Origin of the sequence: Mycolicibacterium peregrinum, from assembly GCF_001665625.1 — a bacterium.
GTDB lineage: Bacteria > Actinomycetota > Actinomycetes > Mycobacteriales > Mycobacteriaceae > Mycobacterium > Mycobacterium peregrinum_B.
Genome location: NZ_LZSY01000022.1, coordinates 1 through 7491, shown reverse-complemented (window position 1 = coordinate 7491; position 7491 = coordinate 1). Strand labels below are relative to the sequence as shown.

7 protein-coding genes are annotated in these 7491 nt (G+C 66.0%); 2 read left to right on the top strand and 5 right to left on the bottom strand.

Annotation, left to right across the window (positions count from 1 at the left end):
* Positions 1–666: IS21-like element helper ATPase IstB (gene istB, locus A5779_RS03930; RefSeq protein WP_064879180.1), on the top strand; the 666-nt coding region annotated here is incomplete at its 5' end.
* Positions 667–811: 145 nt separating this feature from the next.
* Here the strand turns inward: istB and A5779_RS03925 are convergent.
* From A5779_RS03925 to A5779_RS03905, 5 genes are all read right to left on the bottom strand, one after another.
* Entirely contained in the window at positions 812–1132 is a 321-nt protein-coding gene (locus A5779_RS03925) for a hypothetical protein (protein WP_064879177.1), read from the bottom strand.
* The gene (locus A5779_RS03920; RefSeq protein WP_064879183.1) at positions 1129–1512 is read right to left on the bottom strand and encodes a heme-binding protein; all 384 of its coding nucleotides are present in this window, start codon (positions 1510–1512) and stop codon (positions 1129–1131) included. The genes A5779_RS03925 and A5779_RS03920 overlap by 4 nt, the downstream gene beginning before the upstream one ends.
* A gap of 46 nt (positions 1513–1558) precedes the next feature.
* The gene (locus A5779_RS03915; protein ID WP_064879175.1) at positions 1559–3934 is read right to left on the bottom strand and encodes an arylsulfatase; all 2376 of its coding nucleotides are present in this window, start codon (positions 3932–3934) and stop codon (positions 1559–1561) included.
* A gap of 141 nt (positions 3935–4075) precedes the next feature.
* Positions 4076–5500 (bottom strand): DUF1254 domain-containing protein, encoded by a 1425-nt coding sequence (locus A5779_RS03910; RefSeq protein ID WP_064879173.1) that lies wholly within the window; start codon positions 5498–5500, stop codon positions 4076–4078.
* Between the two features lie 102 nt (positions 5501–5602).
* Positions 5603–5878: a hypothetical protein gene (locus A5779_RS03905; RefSeq protein ID WP_082941517.1), complete on the bottom strand. Its 276-nt coding sequence runs from the start codon at positions 5876–5878 to the stop codon at positions 5603–5605.
* A 146-nt stretch (positions 5879–6024) separates the two neighbouring features.
* On the opposite strand from A5779_RS03905, the gene A5779_RS03900 reads away from it, so the two are divergent.
* On the top strand, positions 6025–7050 hold the full coding sequence (locus A5779_RS03900) for an AraC family transcriptional regulator (RefSeq protein ID WP_064879181.1): 1026 nt from the start codon (positions 6025–6027) through the stop codon (positions 7048–7050).
* Positions 7051–7491: the final 441 nt, after the last annotated feature.

Here is a 7491-nt window from a genome sequence, read left to right as displayed (position 1 = left end):
GGCGAACAACTGTCGTATCAGGGGTTTCTGGCGGAGTTGCTGCTGGCCGAGTGCGACGACCGCGACCGCCGCTCCACCATTCGCCGAGTCAAAGCCGCCGGCTTCCCTCGCCAAAAATGGCTATCTGACTTCGATTTCGAGGCGAACCGCAACATCAACCCCGCCACCATCCACCAGCTGGCCACCGGAGACTGGATCAGCAAGGGCCAACCTTTGTGCCTGATCGGCGACTCCGGCACCGGCAAAAGCCACCTGCTCATCGCCTTGGGCACCGCCGCTGCCGAACGCGGTTTCAGGGTGCGCTACGCCCTGGCCACCCGACTGGTCAACGAACTCGTCGAAGCCGCCGACGACAAACAACTGACCAAGACCATCAACCGCTACGGCCGCGTCGACCTTTTGCTCTTGGATGAACTGGGCTATATGGAACTCGACAAACGCGGCGCCGAACTGCTGTTCCAGGTGTTGACCGAGCGGGAAGAAAAGAACGCCATCGCCATCGCCAGCAACGAAGCCTTCTCCGGCTGGACCAAGACATTCACCGACCCGCGGCTCTGCGCTGCCATCGTCGACCGACTCACCTTCGGCGGCACCATCATCGAGACCGGCACCAACTCCTACCGCCTGGCCCACACCCGCAACCAGAAAACCACGGCAGCCAGCTAACCATTTTTGGTGTGGGAAGTGGAGCGGCGGTCGCGGTCGTTGCGTTCGGATGCAGCAACTCTCAGCTTTCTTCCCGCGCCAGGCTCAACTGAGCAAGCAGGTCGTCGTGGTGTCAGGATCACCGGCCTGACATGGTGGTCGAGTGTCAGTTGCAGCCACCGGCGCTCACCCAGCGGCCGTTGTAGCCGATGCAGCCGCTGATGTTGGACCCCGGCGGCGGCGGCGGTGGTGGCGGCGGTGGGTCTTCGGGCAGCGGGGCGTAGTAGGCCGGGGGCGGCACGTAGGGTGCGACCGCGTCGGCGATGTTGACGCATCCGCCGACCGAGATGCGGCGCCCGGCGCTGGCGCACACGTCCGCACTGGCCGTGCCCGCCGGCGCGGCCAACACGATGACGCCGGGCAACGTGAACAGCGCGAGCGCCGTCGTCATGGCACGGGTCTGGACCGACCAGCGTGATCTCTTCATGATTGTGCCCCTCCGAGTGGATTGGGCTCGCTGTATCCGCAGCGGTTGCGGAAATCGACCAGAGGTTGGCGGATACCCCTTAGTTCTGCGTGCTGTTGCGGGTGGGCGTCGAAGAAGGCCCGGGTGGATTCGGGTACCTCGCCGTGAGGGCGGCCGTGCAGGTCGGTGAAGAATTCGTTGACGTCAGGATGGGTGAAAAGGTACGCCGAGGTGGCCGCGGCGACCCCGGACGCGATGCCGGCAAGGTCGGCGGCGGTGCAGTTCGTTGGACGGGCCGAATCTGCCGATGGTTCCGCGGCCGCTACCGCACCACCTATCACCGCGGCGGCACCCAGTGCGAGGGCTCCGGCAGCCGCCAGTCGGGTCAGCGTCGTGGGCATCATCGATTCTCCTTCTTGCTCGTCAAACGGACGCACTGAGCGCTGGTCACTGGCGGGCCAGGGCGATGCGCACGGCCTCGGCGGGGTCTACCTGATGGCCCGCGGCGTCGGATTCCTCGGCGATGGCCAGTTGCACGCCGCGCACCCGGCCGGTGAAGCGGTTATCACCCGGTCGGTAGTCGGGTGAGACCGCCGAACCGGTATCCGAACCGACATCGAGACCGTCGTCGGCGGAGAACACGTTGGTCAGCGTTGCCGCCACCTGCCCGGTACCCACCGCGGCGCCGTCGACGAACAGCGTCACCGTGCCGCCCTTGGCCAGACCCGGCCCGTCATAGGCGAACTCCATGCGCACCTGATGCGCACCGGAAGGCAGCGGTTCGGCGGATTCGGCGAAGAAATGCTGCAGGCCACCGAGGTTGTAGCAGTACTTGAGCTGGCCATTGTGGGCATACAGCGACCAGCCGCCGATGTTGGCACCCTGCGCGACGATCACGCCTTCGGCACCGCCCTCGGGCACGTCGATCTCGGCGGTCACCGAGTGCGACTTGTTCTTGAGGTTGAGCACGCAGTTCTCCGAGAGCCGCCCCATCCCCGCGAACAGCACCTGCGTGTTGCCCTTGATCAGCACGGGCCGCCCCGCCAGGTCGGGGTTCATCCGCACCGTGAGGTTGTCGTCCAAGGGCAGCACGTTGTAGCGCGTCGCCTCGATCAGCCACAGTCGCTGCAATTGGTGCAGCCGCTGCGGCTGCTCCTTCGACAGATCCTTCGCCTGGGTCCAGTCGACCGTGGTGTCGTAGAGCTCCCACACGTCGTCATCGAATGCGACGGTGTCCTCGCCCATGAGCACCCACGGCGTCTTGTGCTTGGTCACCGCGGTCCAGCCCTTGTGGTAAATGCCGCGGTTACCGAACATCTCGAAGTACTGCGTCTCGTGCCGCTCGGCTGCCCCGCCGTCGTCGAACGAGTACCGCATGCTGGTGCCCTCGATCGGCGCCTGCTGCACCCCGTTGACGAACAGCGGCTCCGGGATACCGGCGGCCTCCAACAGCGTGGGCGCCACGTCGATCACGTGATGGAACTGATCACGATGCTCGCCGCGGGCCTGGAAACCGTTGGGCCAGTGCACCACCGTGCCGTTGCGGGTGCCACCCCAATGCGAGGCGACCTGCTTGGTCCACTGATACGGGGTGCACATGGCATGCGCCCAGCCCACCGCGTAGTGGTTGTAGGAGTCCGGGCCGCCGAACTCGTCGAGACGTTCCATCATGAATACGGGTGTCTCCAGCGCCGCCATCCCGTTGAAGTTCAGCATCTCGTTGAACGTGCCGTTGAAGGTGCCCTCGGCGGAGGCGCCGTTGTCACCGACGATGTAGTAGACCAAGGTGTCGTCGAGAATCCCGAGCTTGTCCAGCGCATCGATGACCCGGCCGACGTGGTGATCGGTGTGCTCCAGGAACCCGGCGTAGACCTCCATCTGGCGGCGCAGCACCGGCTTGAGCTCCTCGGGCATGTCGTCCCAGGCCGGGATCTGTTCGGGCCGCGGCGTCAACTGCGCGTCCGGCGGGATCACGCCGAGTTCCTTCTGCCGGGCGAAGGTCTGCTCCCGCAACGCATCCCAGCCGGCGTCGAACTTGCCCTGGTACTTGTCGATCCACTCCTTGGGTGCGTGGTGCGGGGCGTGGGTGGCCCCCGGCGCGAAGTAGGTGAAGAACGGCTTGTCCGGTGCGAGGGCCTTCTGCTGACCGATCCAGGCGATCGCCTTGTCCGCCAGATCCTCGGTGAGGTGGTAGCCCTGCTCGGGGGTGCGGTCCACCTCGATCGGCGTGGTCCCCTCGTACAGCGAGGGGTACCACTGGTTGGCTTCGCCACCGATGAAGCCGTAGAAGTGCTCGAAACCCCCACCGGCGCTGGGCCAGGCGTCGAACGGTCCGACCTGGCTGGTCTGCCAAACCGGCACCTCGTGGCACTTCCCGAACTGGGCGGTGCTGTACCCGTTGAGCTTGAGGGTCCGCGCGATCGGCGACATGGTGTTGGGCAGCACCGAGTTGTAGCCGGGCTGACCGGTGGCGATCTCGGTGATCCCACCCATCCCCGCCGAGTGATGGTTACGCCCGGTGAGCAGGGCCTGCCGCGTCGGCGAACACAACGCGGTGGTGTGGAACCGGTTGTACTTCAGACCGCCGGCCGCCAGCCTCTCGGCGGTCGGGGTGGCGCACGGCCCACCGAACGCACTGGCCGCACCGAAACCCACGTCGTCGAGCAGGACCACCAGAATGTTAGGGGCGCCCTCCGGGGGCCGGACGTCCCGGATCAGCGGATGCGGGGTATCCGGATCCTTCGCGTCGTAGGTGACCAGCCCCGTTCGCGGCGCGCTCGGAATCGGCAGATGCGTCCTGGAAACCTCTGGGCCCGTAGTCATTTGCTTGTATCCTTTCCGCGGCCCCGGCGGGCCGTATACCACGCATCGGCGTTCCCCGGCGCGTCCCTATCCTTCACGATCCGGTCGCCTCCCACTCCCGGCTCGCCCGAATCCGGCGGGGCCACTGCGGGTTTCGACCGGTTAGCTCTTCGATACCTTCGGTGGCGTCCAGCTACCGTCGGTGATTGCCTGCTCGGGCCAGTAGGTCCGCAGGATCATCTCGAAGTCACCGGCCGGGGTCGGCAGCCAGTTGGATTCCTTTTCCGGTCCCGGAGAGGTGTGCTGCAAGTAGATCGTGATTCCACCGTCGGGGTCGCGCACCAGGTCCGGCAGCATCGGCGAGTTGATCAGGTACCGGTTGATCGGGTTGTCCACCAGCAGGATCTGCGGCAGTTTGTACATGGTGACCGACCAGAACGCCTTCACCGGCGGGAGCTGCCCAGCGGGGAAGGTCAGCGTGTAGTTGTTCGCGCCGTTGAGCTTGGCGCCGGCCGAGTCGTTGGTCAGCGGGATATACATGGCTTCGGCGCCCGGCAGGCCCAGGATGCCCATCACCGCTCCGGCGAACCGGTACAGGTAGTTGCCGCCCAACTGCTCGGCGGACCCGAACAGCTGACCGGAGGTCACCTTGCCGGTCTGCAGCTGTTCGGTCTGGAAGGTGTGCAACTCGGCCCACGCATCAGCCATGCCGCCCTCGATGGCGGTGCGCTGCTCGTCGCTGAGCGTGGCGGGATCGAAGCCCCCGTCGGGTCCGATCCCGATCTTGGCGAACCGCTCCCGCAGCTCCTTCTCCTCGGGCTTGACCGGTGCGTACTTCAATGTGAAGTTGAGGATCTTGAAGAAGTCCAACGACGTCTTCTCCTGGTCCGGTGTCAGCGGCGTGATGAAGTCGACCGCGGGCGCAGGGGCTGGGGCCGGGGTCTTCTGGAACGCCGAGAGCGGCTCGACCTTGTACTGGGCCTGGATCTTCTTGACGTTGTCGAGGTCGGCCGGGTTGAACAGCTGCGTGCGGTACAGGACCAGCCCGAAGTCAGTGTCGGTGCGGATCACCTTGTCGACGCCGGCTGGCTTGTCCCCCTGCCAGCCGGGGCCGGCCAGCAGGTAGGTGCCACCACCATTGCCGGTCGTGCGGCTGCCGATCAGGTCATAGACATAGGTGTAGCTGTCGATGAACTGCAGCGAGAAGTACCGGCCCTGCTCGATCGGCGGCACCGTCAGCACCAGCGGCTCGGTCCGCAGGTCGGTTGCCAGGAACGAGTACGGCGTATCGGAGTTGGGTGTCTGCACCGTGGTGTCGGCCGGTGTGAACACGCGGGCGATGCTGTGGATCTGGTTCCAGTCACCCAGGTATTGGCCGCTGTCCTTGTTGACCGCGTAGGCGTTCTCGATGCGGTACATGTCCACCATGGGGAAGCCGTACACGTAGGCCTCTTTGGCGATCGCGCGCATTTCCTGCGCCGGCACCGTAGTGCTACCCGCGGGCGCTTCGGATTTGCCGCCGCAGCCCGCGATCGCAACGACCACCGCCGCGGCGACAGTGATCGCCACGACCTTGCCGAACCTCATTCGTTCTCCTCTGATTGTCAGTTGGCACCGCGGGTCCGCTCGCGGGGCCGCTCGGGTGCAGGTTAGCTGGTGTGGCGCCGCGGTGTGTGCAGTCGCCGCTGGTCAGCAGGGTTGGCCGGGCGGGGTGAAGTACGGAACGCCTTCGACGGTGTAGCACGGGATCTCGCCCGGCACATACGGCACATGCTGGGCCGCGATCGCGGTGCCAACAGCGACGTCGCCGGCGATGTTGGTGCAGCCGCCCGCGGAGAAGTGCCGGCCCCCCGCACTCGCGCAGACATCCGCGGTCGCCGCGGGTGCGTTGATGATCGGTGCGATGGCCAGCGGAGCAGCGGCGAGTGCCGCGGCGGCCAGCAGTGCGGTGGTACATCGGTTCACGGGGTTCCCCTGGTTCATCTCCGTTGCGGCTCACCCTCATCGGGTCGACCACAACACATCAGGTCCCCCGACCCGGGCACCCACTCTGCACGACCCGGCACCCGCTTGTCTTGACTTTGCTGGACCTCTTCTTGACTATCGTGGACATGCATCTGGTCCGTGGATCGTCGCTCACCGGGTTCGCTCCGCTTGTCAGCACCCACGGGGGAGATCCGGACGCGCTGCTGGCGTCGGCCGGGATCGATCCCGCCGACGCGGGAAACGATGACCGCTACATTCCGCTGCGCAGCGCCATCGCCGCGGTCGAAAACGCGGCCACGGTCCTCGATGTGCCCGACTTCGGACGCCAACTCGCGCAGCACCAGAGCATCGACATCCTCGGCCCCGTCGCGCTGGCGGCCCGCACCACGGCCACCGTCGCCGAGGCGTTCACCATCCTGGACACCTACATGAGCTCCCACAGCCCCGGTATCACCGCACGCATCACCGACCATGCCGATCCGACGCTGCGGCGGTTCGAATACGACTTCCTGCTGCAACCGTCGCCCCCGCAATCCCAGGCGATCGAACTAGCATTGGGCCTCACCCTGCAGGTGCTGCGCCTGTTCCTGGGCGCTGCGTACAGACCCGTCGCCGTGCACCTGCCGCACCGGCCGCTGGGAACCGATTCCGACTACCGCGGCTACTTCGGATGCACAGCCCACTTCAACGATCCGATCGCGGGATTCACCCTGCGCGCCAAGGATTTACAGCGCCCGCTCACCCACGATCCCCTGGCACACCGACTCGCCATGCACTACCTGACAGAAGCCCACGGTCAGCGCACACGCGACATCGCCGACACGGTGCGCAACATGGTGCGCCAACTGCTGCCCACTGGCGAGCTCACGGCGGGGTTGGTGGCCCATCAGTTCGGCATCCACCCCAAGACCCTGCAGCGACGCCTCGTCGCGGAAGGGACCACCTTCCCCGAACTGGTCGACCGGACCCGCCGTGAACTGGCCCACCGCCTGCTCGTCGGCACTGACCTACCCGTGTCCCACGTGTCGCGCCAGCTCGGCTACGCCGAGCACAGCGTGTTCACCCGCGCCTGCAAACGCTGGTTCGGGGTGACACCCACCACGTATCGCGACACCAGATCTCGCCACGAAACCCGCGGCACACCAAGATAACCCACTACCCCCGGGAGCTACACGTGTCATCGGATCAACGCAGCGATCCAACGACACACCGATGTCACACCACAACCAGTCGTCTCCACGGACCACCACGGCGCTAAATCCCGCACATCCCCCTCCGGTCCATGCCCGACGGTCAATGCCCTCACGCAACGCATCACCGCACCCTCCACACCCCGCCCATAGCCGAAACTGGGGCCATTTCAAACCGCCCAACTGGGGCCAACGCAGATTGACATACTCAGCGTGCCCGGTACCCACCATCGCCACCTGAACCCGTAACCACCAGAACTCCCACGAGCCTGACCGGACCCTCACCCCCGAGGTGCCCGGTCGGGCTTTCTTTTTGATCCGGCGATTGGGGTGGTGGCGGCGCACGAGGTGCGACCGCCAGATAGCCCACCTACGGCGGGCTTTCGGGTTGGCAGCCCACTC

Excerpts from the sequence above, each read along its gene's own strand:
- A5779_RS03925 (WP_064879177.1), bottom strand. The coding sequence starts at position 1,132 with ATGAAGAGATCACGCTGGTCGGTCCAGACCCGTGCCATGACGACGGCG.
- A5779_RS03920 (WP_064879183.1), bottom strand. The coding sequence starts at position 1,512 with ATGCCCACGACGCTGACCCGACTGGCGGCTGCCGGAGCCCTCGCACTG.
- A5779_RS03900 (WP_064879181.1), top strand. The coding sequence starts at position 6,025 with ATGCATCTGGTCCGTGGATCGTCGCTCACCGGGTTCGCTCCGCTTGTC.
- A5779_RS03910 (WP_064879173.1), bottom strand. The coding sequence starts at position 5,500 with ATGAGGTTCGGCAAGGTCGTGGCGATCACTGTCGCCGCGGCGGTGGTC.
- A5779_RS03915 (WP_064879175.1), bottom strand. The coding sequence starts at position 3,934 with ATGACTACGGGCCCAGAGGTTTCCAGGACGCATCTGCCGATTCCGAGC.